Below are 17900 nucleotides of genomic sequence, written 5' to 3'. Positions count from 1 at the left end.
TTTGAATAAAAAACCTTTATTTTTCAGAAGGTGTATATCAAATATTATAGGATTAAGAATGTGACAAAAAATGTTTAAACGTAACAATACATGTCATATTTTTTTATTTTGGGATGACTGTTTGATTTATATAAACTTTATGATTGATTAAAATAATTCAAAAAATAAAATTTAAATCCTAAAAATCAACTCACTTTTTAAATTTAAGCCTGATTTTTTTCTGTCTTGAAATTAAATATCTTTAACTAATTTAGTTACTATAAAACTAAATAATTACCTATTATTAATTTCAGTTCTAAAGAAATTATATATCTATCCAATCACACCACAAATAAAATTAATTAAATTAAAACCAAATCCTTTTATAATTTATATAAATATATTGATTTCGATAAACAGAATATTAAATATTCCTTATTTTATTATTAAAAATAGAGAGTTATAATTTCCAATGGATAAAAAAATAACGTCACATTATGCACTTAATGTATAAATATTCCCTCTCCCTTTTGTAGAGGGTTAAGATGAGGGAATACAAATAATTAGTACGTTGTGTGGATAATGACTTTTGATAGAAGTCGAATGATTAATGAAAAAGTCATGTGTTTAAAAAATAAAACTGACAAATTAAAAGCCTCATGAAGAGGCTTTTAAAATTCTAAATTAAACTTCTGTCCAATTATCTACAACTTCCTGAGAATCTTTGATTAATATGACCTGATCGTCTCTGATTTCTCCCACCCATGACGATGGAATCAAATGGTGCTTACCATCACCATGTTTAGTCAATTTTATATCTGAACCTTGCAAATGATCTACGTCACCAACTTTTGTACCACATGAAGCAATAACGTTTGAATGTTCTTTAATATCTGTAATATTCACGGATGTCATTTTATCTATCCCTCTATCATTAAATATTAGTAACTCGAGTTATTAAAGTATCCTATTCAAATTCATTTTTCAGCTTTTGCAATGTAAGTAATACACACTGTTAATCTTTATTTACTCAGTAGTATTAAGTAACTCTTTGTCTCTAATTGTGTCGTGATTTAAAATTTTTAAATTATTGATTTATTTAATGACTGCTTTTTATCAATGTTTTAATTCCCTGTAAAGAAATTTATCGTATTACCAAAATATCAAATGCACTAAAATTATCATCATTATTAATTTAGACATAAACTTATGTTTTTTTAAAAATCAAAATTTATTTAAATAAAAAATCTGTTTAAATATTTGATATTAACCTTTATTTAACTATAAATTAACTGATGATTTTAAAGTCTTATATGTTCCCCCCGCAAAGGATACATTTCAATAGATCACTTATATCATTTTAGAAATTCATTGAGCGACAGTAAGTTGATATGTATTAACGCCATCTCCATCAGGGAGAAGGCGTGGATCAAAGCATATTGATTATGATTTTCAGTATTAAATGACCTATGAAAAAAGTCATATAAACATAAAACCTAATAAATGAAGTGAATAATCTGCGATAAACGTGAGCTTAAAAAGCTTTAGTTACACTCAAACCAGCACTCCAGTTCACGCCATCCGCAGGTTCAAAGAAACGACTATTGCCGTCATTCACAATCACAGAACCCGCGTAGCGTTTATCAAATAGATTATCTACCCGCGCATAACTTTTGATTTTCCAATCATTGTTTTTCCAAACATAACCGACATTCGCAGAAGTCACTGTATAGCTCGGTGCTGCATCAGAATTAATATCGTCAACATAGATCTTATCCATATAGCGGATATCTAAACCTGCATTAAAACCAGTTTCAGGTTGCCATGCTAATGCTGCAAACGCCTGATTTTTTGCCACACCTGGAATAACATTTCCTGAGGCAATAAGAGGTTTATCCCCAATGGCTGGAATATCTGCATTAAAAGTTGCATCTAAATAGCTATAACTTGCCTGTGCAGTCAAGTCACGCCATAATTTTTTATTCCAAGATAACTCTAAACCTTCACGCAGGGTTTGATCAGCATTACGGAATGTGTTTCGACCATTATTTGCCTCACTCGAAACAATATCATCCTGTGTTTTACTTTGGAAAATCGCAGCGGTGAACTGTCCAAGTTGATTGTCGGTTTTTAATCCCAACTCATAGTTATCACTTGTTGCAGGCTTTAAATTAAAGTTAATGCCTGCTGCACCTGTGGATGGATACGCCATTTCTGTAAAGGTTGGAGTTTCAAAACCTTTTGAGTAACTTGCGTAAGTACTCCACTGTGGAGTAATCGCCCATGATAGTGCTACGGAAGGCAATACTTTACGGTAATCAGTTTTACCGCTGTCATCACCATTTGTACCTTTAATATATTGATCTTCAGACTCATAATTCACATTGCTATAGCGTAAACCTGTATCCAAACGCCAAGTCGGTAAAAACTGCCAAGATGCTTGTAAGTAAGGATCTAAATTCCATAAAGTATTATTTTCATTACGGCGTAAATTACCTTTAACGCCATAAATGCCATCTGAATTGAAGTTTTCAAATCCTTTACGGTCTTCATCCATAAAATCAACCGCTAAACCTGCGCTAAAGCGGGTATTTGGCAATAGGTCCTTACCTGTCCAACGGAAATCTGCACCGTAAAAATTACGATCAAAATCAATGACACCGCCTGCGTGACGTGGATTCTCTTGTGTACTACTTGGAATGGACTGATATTGTGTCACTGAGCGCTGACCAAAATATGCCATGCTATATAATTCATGCTGATTATTCAGTGGTTTAGACCAAGTTAGTCCTGTTTGAGTTTGCTGAATTTCTTTACGTACATTAAATTGTTTTAGAAATGGCACTTGCTGTTTTGGATTCTCTCCCCACTGTTTGCGAGTTAAGCCTGCAGGATCATTGGCATCAATATCCACATGATTCAAAATCCAATTGACCTTAGAGCCATCATCTAAATCCCAAGTCAATTTTGCATTGCTCAATACTTTCTTCGCTTCGCTATGATCACGATAGCCGTCTGTATCGAAATAAGACGAGCTAATCACATAACTCGGTTCGTTGGCTTTATCTGCCCCGCCTTGTAAAACAACATCTGTACGTCCTTTATTATGACTACCGCCAGCATAGCCCAATTCAATTGAATCACGCCCTTCACCTTGCTTGGTCGTGGTTAAAATTGTTCCACCCGAAGAGTTACCATAAAGAGATGAAAAAGGTCCGCCTAACACTTCTATACGATCTAATGTACTTAAATCAATATTCGAGGTTTGTCCTTGTCCATCGGGCATAGTCGCAGGAATACCATCGACATATAAACGAATGCCGCGAACACCAAATGTTGAACGTGCACCAAAGCCACGCATTGAGATCTGTAAGTCTTGCGCGTAGTTTTCACGATTATTCAGTTGCAAACCTGGCACACCCTTTAAGGTTTCACTCAGATTAACGCCTATATTATTTTGAGTATCGTTGTGTTCAACGCGATAGACCGATGCAGGCGTATTTAAGTAAGACGTATCTGTACGTGTCGCCTCACTCACAATCGCGTCTAATTTCTGAACGTCTTGTCCGTTACTCTCAGCATAAATATTTTGACCCACGCAAGCAATCAGACAAGATAAAGTCGACTTTACAAATGGAAATTTCGCACTTTGATACATAAATGGTATGCCTTAATGATTTAGTTCATCGAATACACTTTTGCTAAATTGTGTACTCATTTTTCAATTTTTTGGTTTGCGATCATTCATATCAAATCAGCCAGATGATTCGATAAAATATTGAATGAATTCAGTCTATAAATACCATTTGAGCTAGATTAATGTCTGTTCTATATTAGATATAAAGAATAGAATTAGAGCTGAATAGCACTTAAAATCAGTCATCTATAATCCATCATATTTTAGTGCGATCTGATTGAAATTGATGCTTTGGCAACAAATCAACAGCATTTCTCTGCAACATAAAAAATGAAATAGATACAACTGAATTTGAATAAAAATACTGAATAATCAGGCATTTTTAAAACTGAATTAAAAGCTCAACTATTTTGGTCTGGTAAAGCATAAGCAAGCAGTGAGTCACTCATTTTAGGAGCAAATAAAACGCGACCACCTAATATGTGAAAACCGTATATTTAACATTCGTACTGTAATTCATCGGTGTCGCTTGACCAGCAGCGGGAAAGCGAGCTTTCCAAAGCTCATCAGCATTTTTCACCTTGATTACACGACTGTGTATCGCACAACTCTTAATTACACAACTATTAATTGCACAACTCTTAATTGCAAAACTAGAGTTGTCTTGCGAATTACCAACAAACATTACGTTACCCGCTGTTGAGATAGAACCATTCAACATTGGAACGTCCATTTTGAACGGCGGCAATGGTATACAACATACTTTCACGAATTGTATCAATCCGTCGTTTTCAAACAGTTTCGTGCGTATTTAATGTTTTAAAATCAAAACAGCCACGCAGACCGATGGTGGTGTTTACACGTTATTAAGTTGAGGATCTGTGTTAAGAGAGAGGGTTAACAGACAGAGCACACCATTCGAACACATCAAGCTTAGCAGAGAAAACCAAACAAGCATTTTCCGCAGATGGTGTATTTCAGAATGGTGCGTATAAATAATATTATAGTTTAATTTTTGGAAAGAGACACGAAATATCAATGGGTCAAATGTCGTTATACTTCACATTCATCGCTCGTAATATCTAAGCAATGACAAGAATTTTTAAATCAATTATCTAACACTCACTTATCTTTGAATAAATATCTAATTGATTTTATTCAAAAACCAAATGATCCAAACAGGTCTTGTTCTCATTTTTGACTTCAGCAATGAATGTATCTGTATCAACTCAATGTTGAATGAACTATGCGCACTGTTTTTAAACATTCATGCATTTTATGCGCCATCTAAGTGACCAAATATATTTCTTTATTTTTTAAACACAATTAAATAATCTAATTAAAATACTGATAATTAAAAATTTTTATATTTGGCACAGTTTCTGCATTTTAGTATCTAATCATGTATACAAGTTGGAATACTCAAAATGACTTTGAATCCTCTGTTAGGAAAAACATTAAAAGAATGGCAACTCGGCTATCAACAGAATACTTTTCAACTTGAAGACTTAGTAGACTATGTCGCGCAATTTTCGAGACAGGATACTGCCTGGATTTCAATTGCGTCTCAAACCCAACTCTTAGAACAGATTAAGTCCCTTCAAGATAAAGCCGCTCAAGTCGCAGATTTAGAAAAAGAGTTACCCCTCTACGGTATTCCATTTGCAGTGAAAGACAATATTGATGTTATGGGGTTTGCATCAACTGCGGCCTGTAAATCACTCACTGAAATTGCACATCAAGATGCGCAAACCGTTCACTTACTCAAAGAAGCTGGCGCAATTGTAGTCGGTAAAACCAATTTGGATCAATTTGCAACAGGCCTAGTGGGTACACGATCACCGTTTGGTGCAGTACCCAATACCTTTAATCCTGATTATGTCAGTGGTGGTTCGAGTTCTGGTTCAGCGAGTGTTGTTGCGCGTGGACTGGTTCCTTTTTCGTTAGGCACAGATACCGCTGGCTCTGGTCGTGTGCCTGCTGGGTTTAATAATATTGTCGGACTCAAACCGACCAAAGGTCGTTTTTCCAATCGCGGCTTAATGCCTGCATGTAAAAGTATTGACTGTATTTCAATTTTTGCCTTAACCGTCGCCGATGCTGAATATGTTGCCAATGTTGTAGAGGCTTATGATATTCAAGACAGTTATTCTCGTAAAAATCCAAATACGGCACCCGCCAATCTATCTCATCAGTTGCATTTTGCCATTCCCAAACAACTGGAATTTTTTGGCGATACACAGTCAAAAGATGCCTTTCAACGTGCTTTAATCGAATTTAAAAAACTGAATGTAAAAATTACTGAAATTGATTTTTCTGTTTTTTCTCAACTTGCAGCAGAGCTTTACCAAGGTTCTTGGGTTGCAGAACGAACCGCAGCTGTCGCAGAGATTTTAGAAACACATCGTGATGCTTTTGACCCTACCGTTTTGACGATTGTAGAGGGAGGCCACAAATATACTGCAGTCGATGCGTATAACGCTGAATATCGAAAACAAGATTTAGCCCGCGAAATTCAAACGACGTTAAACCAGTTTGATGCGCTCATCGTACCGACCTCTCCGACCATCCACACCCTTCAAGAAATATCAGAAGATCCGATTGGCAATAATTCACACTTTGGTACTTATACCAACTTTACCAACTTGGCCGATTTAAGTGCTCTTGCACTCCCTGCGGGTTTTCGAAGTGATGGCTTACCCGCGGGCATTACATTGATTGCTAATGCTTGGCATGACCAAGCTTTAGTCGAGTTTGGCAAAGTATGGCAAGCCCATCTTGATCTGCCTCTTGGAGCACTAGACCGCAAGATCTCACTCACAACAACTCCGCCCTTCGTTTCTTCGCATCATATCCGTGTCGCGGTGGTTGGCGCGCATTTGAGTGCAATGCCCCTTAATTTCCAACTGACCACTCGTGATGCAGTTTGGGTCGAAACCACAAAGACTTCTGCCGACTATGCCCTCTTCGCTTTAAATGGAACTGTACCGCCAAAACCTGGGCTAGCACGCGTTGAATCAGGTCAAAAAATCATTGTGGAACTTTGGGATGTGCCCACTGCGCGCTTTGGTGAGTTTGTTGCAGAGATACCCACGCCTCTGGGTATGGGCAATGTCGAACTTGAAGATGGTCGTTGGGTAAAAGGCTTTATTTGTGAACCTTATGGCTTAAATGATGCCGAAGAAATCAGTCACTTTGGTGGCTGGCGTGCCTACATTCAACAGCGTAATTCATCCGCTTCAGTCAACGCAGAATAATGATAAAATTAAGGGGATTCAAATGTTTAAAACTGTACTTGTTGCCAATCGTGGTGAAATCGCTGTTCGTGCTATCCGCACTTTAAAAAAATTAGGTATCACCAGTGTTGCTGTTTATTCCGACAGTGATCAATATGCTCAACACGTTAAAGATGCAGATATCTCTGTTTCATTACAAGGTCTTAAACCTGCTGATACTTATTTAAGCATTGAAAAACTGATTCAAGCTGCCAAAGATACGGGTGCTGAGGCAATTTTTCCGGGATATGGTTTTCTGTCTGAAAGTGCTAAATTTTCTCGCGCTTGTGAAGACAATCAGATTGCCTTTATGGGACCCACCGCTGAGCAAATTTTAGAGTTTGGTTTAAAACATCGTGCCCGCGAATTGGCTGCTGCTGCCCAAGTTCCCATGACGCCCGGAACTGCATTACTCGAAAGTATAGATGAAGCAAAAACATCAGCCCATAATATTGGCTATCCAATCATGCTAAAAAGTACAGCAGGTGGTGGCGGTATTGGCCTAACGCGCTGTGATGATGAACCAGCGCTGATTGAAGCCTACGAAAGTGTCAAACGCTTAGGCGAACAATTTTTTAAAGACTCAGGTGTATTTCTCGAACGTTTTGTCGATCATGCGCGTCATGTTGAAGTACAAATATTTGGTGATGGTAAAGGTGAAGTCGTTGCCTTTGGTGAACGTGACTGTTCTCTACAACGTCGTAATCAAAAAGTGGTTGAAGAAACACCTGCGGCCAACCTTCCAGAAGCGACTCGACAAAAACTCCATCAAGCAGCCATTGAGTTAGGTAAATCAGTCAATTATCGCAGTGCGGGTACTGTCGAGTTTATTTATGACGCAGCTCGTGACGAATTCTATTTTCTTGAGGTCAACACACGCTTGCAAGTCGAACACCCTGTCACTGAAATGGTGACAGGATTAGACTTAATTGAATGCATGCTAAAAGTTGCTGCTGGTGATGCTTTGGATTGGGAAGCATTAAAAGCAATCAAACCGCAAGGTGCCGCTATTGAAGTCCGCATCTACGCTGAAGATCCTGTCAAAAACTTCCAGCCAAGCCCAGGAGTTTTAACCGAGGTTTATTTTCCAGCAGACTGTCGTGTTGACACATGGGTCTCTACTGGCACAGAAATTTCACAATATTTTGACCCGATGATTGCCAAGATTATTGTACATGCCGAAAATCGTCATGCCGCAATCACTAAACTCAAAGCTGTCCTTGCTCAAACTCGCCTTAATGGAATTAGCACCAACTTAGACTATGCCTTGAACGTGGTCTCGGATGAACGTTTTGAAAATATGAATATCTGGACACGTATGTTGGACAATTTTGACTACGTGCCAAATGTCATTGAAGTGATCAATGCAGGAACACAAAGTTCAATTCAAGATTATCCAGGTCGAGTCGGATATTGGGATATTGGCGTGCCGCCATCAGGGCCAATGGATGATTATGCATTTCAACTTGCCAATAAAATTGTCGGAAATGATCAGACGGCTGCAGGTTTTGAATTCACACTGCAAGGCCCTACTTTAAAATTCCATCAAGCCAGCATCGTGGCTTTAACCGGTGCGCCAAGCTCAGCAACACTTGATGATCAACCCATTAAGTTTTGGGAACCCATCAGCATTCAAGCGGGTCAAATCTTAAAGCTGGGTCAAGTAGAGTCAGGTTGTCGCAGTTATTTAGCAGTACGACATGGCCTGAATGTGCCTCAATATTTAGGCAGCCGCTCTACTTTTGCGCTGGGTAATTTTGGTGGTCACGCTGGTCGTGTTTTACGAGCGGGCGACATGATCAAAATGGTCAACACTGCACAAGCACCTGATCAATTAGCTATCGCTCAGAGCGAACCTAAAGCATTATCCCAATCCCTCATTCCAAGTTATGGCACAGAATGGAAAATTGGTGTGCTTTATGGACCACATGGCGCACCTGATTTCTTTAAGCATGAATATATTGAAGAGTTTTTTGCCTCAGAATGGACCGTTCATTTCAACTCAAACCGCTTAGGAGTTCGTTTATCTGGCCCGACACCAAGTTGGGCACGTGAAAATGGGGGTGAAGCAGGCTTACACCCATCCAATGTCCATGATTGTGAATATGCCATTGGTGCCATCAACTTCACTGGTGATTTTCCTGTGATTTTGGCCAAAGATGGTCCAAGTCTCGGTGGTTTTGTTTGCCCTGTAACAATCGCCAAAGCAGAACTATGGAAAGTCGGTCAACTCAAAGCTGACGATAAAATTAGTTTTTATCCAATGAGCGTTGAGCAAGCCAATCAACTCGAACAGCAACAAATCGAACAGATTAATAACTTTTCAAATGCAAACACTTTTGCCCTACCTACTGCAATCGAGATTCCCCAAAGTACAATTTTAGCCCACTTGGATGCAACGGATTTATCACCACGTACAGTGTATCGACAAGCGGGTGATCGTTATATTTTGCTTGAATATGGCGACAATGTTCTTGATCTTGCGCTACGTCTACGTGTGCATAAATTGATGCAATTCATTCGTACGGCGAAAGTTGCAGGTATTTTAGAGCTTTCTCCAGGCGTACGTTCACTGCAAATCAAGTATGACGGACTCACTATTTCACAAGCAAAACTGATCAGCTTCTTATTAGAACTTGAACAGCAAATGGGTGATTTAAGTCAAATTAAAATTCCATCCCGAATTGTCCATTTACCTATGGCATTTGAAGATAGTGCAACTTTGGGTGCGGTTGAACGTTATCAAGAAAGCGTGTGTGCTAAAGCGCCTTGGTTACCCAACAATATCGATTTTATCCAACGGATCAATGGTCTAAAACATCGTGATGACGTTAAAGATATTCTTTTTAATGCCAATTATTTAATTTTAGGCTTAGGGGATGTGTACTTAACTGCACCTTGCGCTGTTCCCATTGATCCACGACATCGCCTTCTCAGTTCAAAATACAACCCTGCCCGTACTTTTACCGCTGAGGGTACAGTTGGCATTGGCGGCATGTATATGTGTATTTACGGGATGGATTCACCGGGTGGTTATCAACTGGTTGGTCGCACCTTACCTATTTGGAATAAGTTCAAGAAAAATAAGCAATTTGGTGATCAAGAATGGTTCTTACGCTTCTTCGATCAAATCAAATACTTCCCTGTGACTGAGGCGGAATTAAATCAATGGCGCGCCGACTTTGAAAATGGACAAGCACAGATCAAAATTGAGGAAACGGAATTTGACTATGCTGTTTATTTACACCTCCTTGAAAATGAGAAAGATAGCATTACTGCTTTTAAAGATCAGCAGAACGCAGCTTTCAAAAATGAGGTTGAACTGTGGAAAGATGCTTTTGATCAAGAAGCGCATTTAGTTGATGAGATTCCTGAACATACCGATTACAGCGCATTCTCTGCGTTAAATGCATCCATGACAGGGAATATCTGGAAAGTTTTGGTTGAGCAAGGTCAACGCGTTAAAAAAGGTGAAACCATCGCCATCATTGAAGCCATGAAAATGGAACTTCCTGTATATGCCTCTGATGATGGCATCGTAAAAGCCATTATTTGTCGAGCAGGTCAGACTGTACACAGTGGTGAACCTCTCGTTTACATGGAATAAAATCAATATGCAGCCATTAAGCCGCGTAGGATCAAGCTCAGACAATTTGTCTGAGCTGGTTTATCAACGCATAAAAAATGACATTTTTGACTTTAAACTGATGCCCGGTGAACGATTTACCGAATCAGAAATTGCACAAACTTATGAGGTCAGTCGCACACCCACACGTCAGGCATTGTATCGCCTACAACAAGAAGGTTATGTGGAAGTTGCTTTTCGTAGTGGATGGACAGTCCGACCGTTGAATTTAAAATACTATGATGAACTCTATGAAATGCGCATCATGATCGAACAGTTTGCCATTCAAAAAATGAGTCTTCTGCCCTGTCATGAAATTGAAGAAATACAAAATTTAATGAGGATTTGGAAAGTTGATGCCGTCAATTATGTTCAAGATCTCAAAACAATGGCACATATTGATGAAGATTTTCATTGTGCAATTGTTCGTGCTGCGGGAAATCATGAAATGGCTAACTTACACCAAGAGATCAGTGAGAAAATTAGGATTATCCGCCGATTGGATTTTTCAAAATCAAATCGAATTGAAGCGACCTATATTGAGCATCAGCAGATTTTAAATGCCATTTTGCAACAGCAAACCCATGCTGCTTTAAGCATGATTTCAACACACATTCAGCAAAGTAGAGATGAGGTGAAAAAAATTACGCTGGCAATGCTAAATCCAATGCAAATTTTATCATCTATAAAATGAGTAATTTAGCTGCAATAAATTGATGCGTAAAAACTTCTTACCCAACTCGGATAAGACTAAGATGAGAGAATACTGATTGCGCATTTGTTGTGTAAAATTAACTGATGAAAGAGAGCTTATGATTAATCTAAAATGTAGCTGATTCTTCATCATCAAATATCTATCGCTTAAAAATTTGATTCGCGCCAAATAATTAGAGAGATATATTGAGTTTCATCTCACCTTTCATCCATTCTAAAAAAATCATCTTTCTAGGATCATTCTCAAAGGGTTCATTTGAGAGTAAGTAATAAGCAGAATCATCCTTATAAGGCGGCACAATCATTTCAAATAAACCATACTCAAGCTCACGTTCGATCATATACATTGAAATTACAGTAGTACCCAATCCAGCCAAGCAAGCCTCTAAGCATAAATAAAAGTGTTCTAATTCAATCTTATTAAAGTGTTTTAATTCTTTTTTTAATCGATTATTCTTTTGTAAATTCGACCAAAAATTAGGCCGTGACGTAGAAATTAAAATATCATTTAAATCTTTTTTTACAGTATTTCTGACCACTGCAATATATTCATCCGCTATTTTTTCACTATAAATATGATTGCCCCAATCGAAGTCATTACGACGTAACGCAATATCCACATTCGAGTTATCAAAATCAATAGCACCACCGCCAGTCACTAAAACCACATCAAAATCATGCCCAAGCGCCTTAAACTGAGATAACCTTGGAATAAGCCATTTTATTGATATGGTTGGCTCACAAGACAAAATAAGCTGCTTTTTTTCAATATTCTGCTTGCGAATTTCAATCAGACATTCATTTAAATCAGTAAATAGTTTTTCACAACAACGATAAAGTACTGCTCCTTTTTCAGTCAAAATCATTTTTTTATTTTTACGATCAAACAAAGCGATATTAAGTACCTCTTCTAAGTTTGAAATTTGCTTACTCACAGCACTTTGCGTAACAAATAGTTTTTTTGCTGCCTCCGTAACACTGCCATATTTCGCTACTGCATAAAAAAACTTAATTGCATTCAAAGAAATCTTTTCAATCATTCCAAATACTTATCAATGCTCAGTCTTATTTTTCAATTTTAAATTTTCGGCATAAGTGCAAAATATAACAACTGTACTTACTTATAAAACTCAACCTATGGAAATACAAATTAAATTTGAAATAATACATTCATTTTTAACACATCAGAAAACCGGTTTTCATGAATTCATCGCGTATGTATATACATTTAGACCGTTAAATACTTTCCATAAAATAATTAGAAAATCAAATCAATAACTTTCAAAGACGATCAAAATGACTGAATTAATCGCCGTTATATTCATCACTATTTTAGCCGTGATCAGCCCAGGAGCTGATTTCGCGGTGGTGACTAAAAATAGCTACTTATATGGAAGAAAAACTGGAATTTATACCTCTATCGGTATTGCCTTAGGGGTACTCGTTCATGTGTGCTATACAATATTAGCCCTTACTTTTGTCATGGCTTATACTCCTAATATTTTAAATATTGTTAAGTATATTGGAGCCTTTTATCTAATTTATTTAGGTTTCAAAACTTTTAGTCAAAAACCAATTACTGAGACGACATTAACTACACGCATTAAGCCTTTAGTTGCTCTAAAAAATGGCTTCCTCACCAATGCACTTAATCCTAAAACCACGCTCTTCGTAATCAGCACCTATATTCAGATTGTTAATTTAATGACTCCCAAAACCATCCTATTCGGATATGGCTTGTTTATGTCCTTTGCTCATTTGTTCTGGTTTGGATCAGTGGCTATTCTATTTTCATCTTTAGTCTTACGCCAGAAAATGCTTACAAAACAAATCGTGATCAACCGCTTTATCGGCATTATTTTATGTTTTCTGGGTATTGCGCTTTTATTCACAAACTTTCAATCATTCGATCTTTGATAAAATGATTGTTTGAAGTAAGAAATTTTGATGTGATTTTTGAAAGTCAGGTTTCTTGCTTAGGGTTAAAGAAACTAATTGTCTAATGTGACGAAAATAAATTAACTGAAATTAAAATTAGATAGACTCAGGATATTCATCTTCAATATTCCATTGTGTTAGTGAAGACGTATGTATAGCTTCAGACTCAAACAATTTACGTAATTGATAAAAGTTCATACCGTTTGAAGCCTTTAATAAAATAAGGTCACCATTCAGAATATAATCTTTTAAAACTTCGTATGCTTCTTTAATACTTTGAAAATGATCAGCTTTAAATCTCGTTTGACATAAATGAGAAACAGACCCTACAAGTATAATTCTTTCAAATTGATCAAATGTTGAATCATCAAAAATGGCTTGATGCAATTCTTGAGTTGATTCACCAAGTTCCAACATATCGCCAAAAACTAAAATTTTACGTCTTGTTTGTCTTTTTTCTAAAGACTGTAGTGCACTTAAGACAGAAATTGGCGAAGAATTATACGTATCATCAATAAGTTCAAAAACAACTTCTTTCTGATTACAAATTCTTAATCGTTCAAAGCGTCGCGGTAAAGGTTTATAAAATGGAATCAAAGTATTAAATTGATGTAGAGACATTCCTAGACTTTTTAAAACAGCCCAAGTGTAAACGCTATTAATCGCATTGGCTCTATCAGGTTGACTTAAAATAATTTGCTCAGCGGTTTCAGAAAAAATATTTGTTATTGCTTTCTTTTTATCAATATCTATATTCAAAATTTTATAATCTATTTGAGGATGATCAGAATCACCTATAGTTGTCATAGAAATATCTTTTCTAAATACGTAACCTTGTTCGTTTAATTTTTGTGCCACATTAAATGCAATAAATAGTTTCCCATTTTCAACCAATGCATCAATAACACTTGCTTTCTCTGCTAGAAGCTCCTTAAAACTATTGTATTTTTCTTGATGACTATAATTTACGTCTAATAAAACCGAAATTGTAGGCTTAACGACTTGAATTGGAACTGAGAGTGAGCGAGGACATGATGCTCCTGTTTCCAAAACAACATATTTTGTTTCAGATCGAATATTTGCCAATGTACAGTAAATTCCCAACCAAGCATTTTCATTACCAAGTGTTGAAATAGTCATATGCTTCATAGCAAGCACTTGTGATAACATATTTTTTACAGAGCTTTTTCCTACACTACCAGTGATCGCAATTACTTCTCCATTAAAATGCTCGCGTTGATACTCTGCCAATTGTTTTAAGTTTTGACGAACCGATTTCACATAAATAATTTTAGGATTTTGATTATTTTTATATATGATTTCACTCGTTACCACATAAGCTCCCTTTCTCAAAGCAAGCGCTAAAGATTGATGGGCATCATCACCTGATAACCAAAGAAAATAAATACTATTTTTCTTTAAATATGCAGGATATATTTCAAAGCTAGGTATCTCAACATCCAATTGGTGTGAATCTAATGAATTTTCCAATTTAATAATTTTAAAAAAACGATCTAAATTCATTCTTTAAATATCTCCATGGATAGAAAATAACCCAATTCATCTTGGCCTTTTACCAATGATAACGATACCAAATCTTGATTAAAAAACTCTACAACTTGATTAAATTCATCTTGATTCACAGGCCTTGGCTGCCAAAAAGTATTTAAATTGTTTGTTAAGATTGGATATAAGTTTAAAGTTTTTTCTTTCAAATTGATTTTAGAAATTAAACCGTAAGGTAATGCCTGATGTTTAGTAAATTCGCCGTTACTGTTGAATACGCCATTTCCCATACTATAGATGACTGGTTTTTGTTTAATCGTTGAAATGGATTGAAGTGTATGTGCACCATGACCTAAAATTAGATCCACGCCAGATTCAATAAGTTGCTCTGCAATTTCAATTTGCTTGGGATGCACTTGTTTGAAATCAACTCCCCAATGCGCTATGACAATGATTTTGGTATTTGGAAATTGCTTTTTATAGGTCTGTATGACCTGTAATAATCCAGATAAGCTAGCCACACCACTTTGTTTTCCAAGAGCGTAAAAATCAAATTCTAAATAAGCTGGTATTCGATGCCAATAACCATTAAAAATTACGACTTTCTGATCTTTATAACTCAATTCAATGGGTTGTTCAGCCTCAAGCTGATTTAAACCTGCACCTATATAGTCTATGTTTTGCTGTTTTAATTGGCCTAGCATATAAACTAAGCCTTCGTTACCAAAGTCTTTAGCATGATTGTTGGCTAAATTTACCAGTTGAAAATTTCTTTGTTTAATTTCTTTAAGCGTATGTTCAGCTTTTGCGTCTAATACAAAAGGCTTAATCAATTTTAAGGGTGAAATTAAAGATTCAGTAAAGCAACATTCAAGATTCAGCATATTCAAATCATTTAACTTAAAAAACTGCTCAACATTACGAAATGAAAAGTTGTATCCATGCTTTTGTAAAGCATCATCCACCTGCTTCCTTTGACGAATTCGTGTATAAAATTCACCAAAATATGTATCTGCTAAAATATTAATAAATGGCGTTTTAAGGGCAATTTTTTTATTAAAATTTTGCGTTTCATGACCAAATTGCATCGTTTTTGGCAGGATATATTCTTGCGTTGCACTTCCTTCTTTAAAGTGGAACAACCCTAAATAATTCTGGTTGAAACAGATTAAAGTCTGACGCTTAGGATCACCTATAAAGAGATGAATAAATTGATCATCAAATTGTGAAAACAACGTAGGAAACTGAATCGTTTTTTGATGATGTATTGTTTTATTTTTTATAAGATTGAGTGTTTTTTTAGGAAACTGACTTATTGCTTTACAAAGTATAAATAAAGATTTTAAACGAACTGACTGAACTGTTTGTCTATAATTTCGACCAGTAACATTTAAGATTTCATGATCATCAACACCGAGTACTTTTGCTTCCAGTTTAATCTGTGCAAGTGCTTTTGCGGTATTGCCAAACATACACTCAGCTAGAGCTAAAATAGCATCAGCCTTCTGAGTAAAAACAACGTATTGTACTAATTGTGAAAAAGAATATTGTTCACCATATTTTAGACCAAGTGATTGATTTGATTTTCCTTCTCTATCTACGTTTTCAGAAACCCTATAAAAGTGATCTAATGTAATCTCCTTCAATGTGAATTTCTTTAATGCTAAATATAAAAGCACTAAGCTACCAACGCCATACTGAATGCTATTTTCTAAACCTTTTTGATCTTCATCTTTAGAAAATTCAAAGCGATAAGAAAACTCTTTTAATATTTCCTTCATTTTTTTTGAAGGTTCGATCAATTCTTTTTTTAGTAGTAAAGGAATATTTTGAATCTTTGAATTACGACGTGATCCCTTAACCAAGATGACATCGTCTTTACGGCACACTGCCGTTAGTGCAGTGACACATTCATCGACATTTTTAAAATGTCCTATCACCTTATCTACAGGCAGTTGTTGATTTAAATATAATGTATCCTGACCAAAAGTAGCTACTAAGCTAAAGTCATTCTCCATAATTGGGGCAGCTAAACTCTGATGAACTTCGATAGATTTATCTTCAAGATTGATGATATCTCCAATAACCAATATTTTACGTCTATATTCAAAATGCGCCTTACAAAATTGAAAAGCATTAATCATCGAAAGTTTTTCAGCATTATAAGTATCGTCAATAATCGTAATATTTTTTTCAATAACTTCTATCGGTTGAAGTACTGAGGGTTTAGAAACTAAACTTTTAAACAAATGTTCACACTGAGATAAATCATACCCCAAAGAGTAGGCGACAGTTAAAGATGCAGATAAATTTAAACACGTTCCTCGATCAAGATATTGAGGAATATCAAAACAATATTCTTGATCCTTAACAACTAAATTTAAAACACCATTTGAAACACTAACTCTCACATCTGCAAGAGAATGAAAACCATAGGTGATAATGTTTTCACTAAAGCGCTTACAATACTCAAGCAATTGATCATAGACAGTAATGTCACGATTAATCACGATCAATCCATTTTTTTCAATACCGTTTGCTATGCGACTTTTCATATCCGCAGTCGAAAACTCATCATAACCTTTTTGGCCTACACCTATTTCTGTTATCACCGCAATATGAGGTCTTGATAACTGGCTGATGCCTCCAGATTTCATCCATAATGCAGACATTGCTGTTTCCAGAATGACACATTCTGGATTAGACATGGCATTGATTAACGTCAATTTAACGCCAGTACGAGAGTTATGGTTTTTATTGGTTGCGTACACAGAACTAAATTGAGTCAAGATCTGTTTCAAATAATCCTTAGTACTCGTTTTTCCAACAGTACCTGTGATCGCAATAATTTTACTGTCTAGTCTTTCGCGAATATATTGAGAAAATTGATTAATAAATTGAAAAGGATCTGGTGTGATAAATTGAGGAATCTTAGAATCAATACTTTTAATGGGATACTGCGCAATAACACCGCCAAATAAGTTCTGATATTCATGAACTAGCTCATGCGTATTTAACCAACCCGCGTAGATACCCGTATTTCCTGTTCCTTTTTGCCAGGTTTTTTCATCCATCGCAATAAATAAAGTTTGCTTACCAAGCGCTGTATATCGACTTTCAGAAACATGCGTGAGCTTCCACTCCTCTGGAGGCTCAAGATACCAATACCCATCGAGTAATTCCTCGATTATTTTTTTATCAATTTGGTACTGCATGCTCAAATCCC

Annotated in this window: 9 protein-coding genes and 1 pseudogene; 4 read left to right on the top strand and 6 right to left on the bottom strand. The window is 36.2% G+C overall.

Features of this window, described 5'->3' with window-relative positions; genetic code table 11:
- Positions 1-663: 663 nt before the first annotated feature.
- The 3 genes and pseudogenes from V5M36_RS03610 to V5M36_RS16025 form a co-directional block, all read right to left on the bottom strand.
- A complete protein-coding gene (locus tag V5M36_RS03610) occupies positions 664-894 on the bottom strand; it encodes a DUF2171 domain-containing protein (protein WP_338562101.1) in 231 nt (76 codons plus the stop codon).
- A 619-nt stretch (positions 895-1513) separates the two neighbouring features.
- On the bottom strand, positions 1514-3637 hold the full coding sequence (locus V5M36_RS03605) for a TonB-dependent receptor (protein WP_338562100.1): 2124 nt from the start codon (positions 3635-3637) through the stop codon (positions 1514-1516).
- Between the two features lie 380 nt (positions 3638-4017).
- Positions 4018-4670: pseudogene (locus tag V5M36_RS16025) on the bottom strand (hypothetical protein); the annotation flags it as partial.
- A gap of 373 nt (positions 4671-5043) precedes the next feature.
- On the opposite strand from V5M36_RS16025, the gene atzF reads away from it, so the two are divergent.
- The 3 genes from atzF to V5M36_RS03585 are packed head-to-tail and all read left to right on the top strand — an operon-like array spanning position 5044 to position 11210.
- Complete coding sequence (gene atzF, locus V5M36_RS03595) at positions 5044-6873, top strand: allophanate hydrolase (protein WP_338562096.1); 1830 nt, start codon at positions 5044-5046, stop codon at positions 6871-6873.
- A gap of 22 nt (positions 6874-6895) precedes the next feature.
- The gene (gene uca / locus V5M36_RS03590; protein ID WP_338564014.1) at positions 6896-10498 is read left to right on the top strand and encodes an urea carboxylase; all 3603 of its coding nucleotides are present in this window, start codon (positions 6896-6898) and stop codon (positions 10496-10498) included.
- Between the two features lie 7 nt (positions 10499-10505).
- Positions 10506-11210 (top strand): GntR family transcriptional regulator, encoded by a 705-nt coding sequence (locus V5M36_RS03585; protein ID WP_338562094.1) that lies wholly within the window; start codon positions 10506-10508, stop codon positions 11208-11210.
- A 193-nt stretch (positions 11211-11403) separates the two neighbouring features.
- Here the strand turns inward: V5M36_RS03585 and V5M36_RS03580 are convergent, their stop codons facing one another.
- Complete coding sequence (locus tag V5M36_RS03580) at positions 11404-12270, bottom strand: LysR family transcriptional regulator (RefSeq protein ID WP_338562092.1); 867 nt, start codon at positions 12268-12270, stop codon at positions 11404-11406.
- A 256-nt stretch (positions 12271-12526) separates the two neighbouring features.
- Between V5M36_RS03580 and V5M36_RS03575 the strand changes: the two genes are divergently transcribed.
- Positions 12527-13147, top strand: coding sequence for a LysE family translocator (locus V5M36_RS03575; RefSeq protein ID WP_338562090.1), 621 nt, complete (start codon positions 12527-12529; stop codon positions 13145-13147).
- A 117-nt stretch (positions 13148-13264) separates the two neighbouring features.
- Here V5M36_RS03575 and V5M36_RS03570 read toward each other — a convergent pair whose 3' ends face one another.
- Both V5M36_RS03570 and V5M36_RS03565 read right to left on the bottom strand, forming a co-directional pair.
- Positions 13265-14692 carry a Mur ligase family protein gene (locus tag V5M36_RS03570; RefSeq protein WP_338562088.1) on the bottom strand — a complete coding sequence of 476 codons (1428 nt, stop codon included), beginning with the start codon at positions 14690-14692 and terminating at the stop codon, positions 13265-13267.
- Entirely contained in the window at positions 14689-17889 is a 3201-nt protein-coding gene (locus V5M36_RS03565; protein ID WP_338562086.1) for a CapA family protein, read from the bottom strand. The genes V5M36_RS03570 and V5M36_RS03565 overlap by 4 nt, the downstream gene beginning before the upstream one ends.
- Positions 17890-17900 lie beyond the last annotated feature (11 nt).

This window comes from Acinetobacter sp. KS-LM10, assembly GCF_036896575.1.
Classification (GTDB): domain Bacteria; phylum Pseudomonadota; class Gammaproteobacteria; order Pseudomonadales; family Moraxellaceae; genus Acinetobacter; species Acinetobacter avistercoris.
The sequence above is the reverse complement of the archived record's forward strand: the minus strand, read 5'-3'. Positions and strand labels throughout refer to the sequence as shown.

Excerpts from the sequence above, each read along its gene's own strand:
- V5M36_RS03605 (WP_338562100.1), bottom strand. The coding sequence starts at position 3,637 with ATGTATCAAAGTGCGAAATTTCCATTTGTAAAGTCGACTTTATCTTGT.
- V5M36_RS03610 (WP_338562101.1), bottom strand. The coding sequence starts at position 894 with ATGACATCCGTGAATATTACAGATATTAAAGAACATTCAAACGTTATT.
- atzF (WP_338562096.1), top strand. The coding sequence starts at position 5,044 with ATGACTTTGAATCCTCTGTTAGGAAAAACATTAAAAGAATGGCAACTC.
- V5M36_RS03585 (WP_338562094.1), top strand. The coding sequence starts at position 10,506 with ATGCAGCCATTAAGCCGCGTAGGATCAAGCTCAGACAATTTGTCTGAG.
- V5M36_RS03580 (WP_338562092.1), bottom strand. The coding sequence starts at position 12,270 with ATGATTGAAAAGATTTCTTTGAATGCAATTAAGTTTTTTTATGCAGTA.
- uca (WP_338564014.1), top strand. The coding sequence starts at position 6,896 with ATGTTTAAAACTGTACTTGTTGCCAATCGTGGTGAAATCGCTGTTCGT.
- V5M36_RS03575 (WP_338562090.1), top strand. The coding sequence starts at position 12,527 with ATGACTGAATTAATCGCCGTTATATTCATCACTATTTTAGCCGTGATC.
- V5M36_RS03565 (WP_338562086.1), bottom strand. The coding sequence starts at position 17,889 with ATGCAGTACCAAATTGATAAAAAAATAATCGAGGAATTACTCGATGGG.
- V5M36_RS03570 (WP_338562088.1), bottom strand. The coding sequence starts at position 14,692 with ATGAATTTAGATCGTTTTTTTAAAATTATTAAATTGGAAAATTCATTA.